The organism is Photorhabdus antumapuensis (genome assembly GCF_020387775.1).
Taxonomy (GTDB): Bacteria; Pseudomonadota; Gammaproteobacteria; order Enterobacterales; family Enterobacteriaceae; genus Photorhabdus; species Photorhabdus antumapuensis.
The window spans coordinates 1-1,142 of record NZ_JAHZMK010000005.1 but is presented as its reverse complement, the minus strand read 5'-3'; the positions used below and the strand labels follow the sequence as shown (position 1 = coordinate 1,142).

General features: G+C 56.2%; 1 pseudogene. It reads left to right on the top strand.

The features are described 5' to 3' along the window. Positions 1 to 1,142 (top strand): annotated as a pseudogene (locus tag KZ793_RS00270) (hemagglutinin repeat-containing protein); the annotation flags it as partial.

Genomic DNA, 1,142 nt, shown 5'->3' with positions numbered 1-1,142 from the left:
CGCAGCTCGACAATCGTCACGGGCAGGTGCAAGCGGTGGGCGACACCACTCTTAATGTTGAAACTCAAACCGATAACACCGGCGGCCTTATCCGTGGCGGCGCACAACTCAGCCTGAACACCGCTCACCTGATTAATCGTGACACGGCGCAGGCAGATAAAGGACTGGAAGCGCAAAACCTGACGGTCAACGCCCAACAAGTGGACAACAATCAAGGGGCTTTACGCGCGGCTAATCACCTGCAAGCGAACATCAGCCAGAGCTTGAATAATACTCAGGGGATGGTCTCCGCCGGCAAACAGCTCACTATCAACCGCGAGGCTCAGCAACCGCATCTGGCGATTAACAACCGGCAAGGCACCCTGATTGCCGGGGAACACGCCACGATTAACGCTCACGGCCTGAGTGGGGACGGCCAACTGTTATCGCAAGGCGATATGGCGGTCACTTTAACCGGGGATTTTCACCATACCGGCAACACGGCGGCCAATGGCAATCTGACCCTGAAAACCACCGGCAATATTCTCAATGACCGCCAGATGAAAGCGGGCCAGACGCTGCATCTTGGGGCGCAAAATCTTACCAACAGCGCCGCCGGTGAAATCAGCGCCGGGCAAACACAAATCCACGTTCACGATACGCTGAATAACACCGGATTGATTGACGGCGGTTTAACCCATCTCACAGCCAACACCCTGAACAATACCGGCACCGGGCGCCTTTACGGTGACCAACTTGCCCTCCAGACGGGCTCGCTGAATAATACCGCCCAAGACGGCAAAGCTGCTGTCATTGCTGCGCGTGACCGGCTGGATATCGGCACCGAAACACTGAATAACAGTCACCATGCCCAGATTTACAGCGTGGGCGATATGCACATTGGCGGCCAGTTGGACAACAGCCTGACAGCCACCGGTCAGACCCGTGAGCTCAATAACCACGCCGCGACAATTGAGGCTGGGAACAACCTGAAAATTCAGGCCGACCAGATTCACAACACCAACGCTGGTTTGGTGACTCAGGTCGTCGAAACGGAAAAATCGCAGCATCACGATGCGGTATTGAGCGGCCAGACCGCCCGCTATGACTGGTCACAGGTGGACACTTCCCGCCACAACACATACGGCGTACACGATGCCATC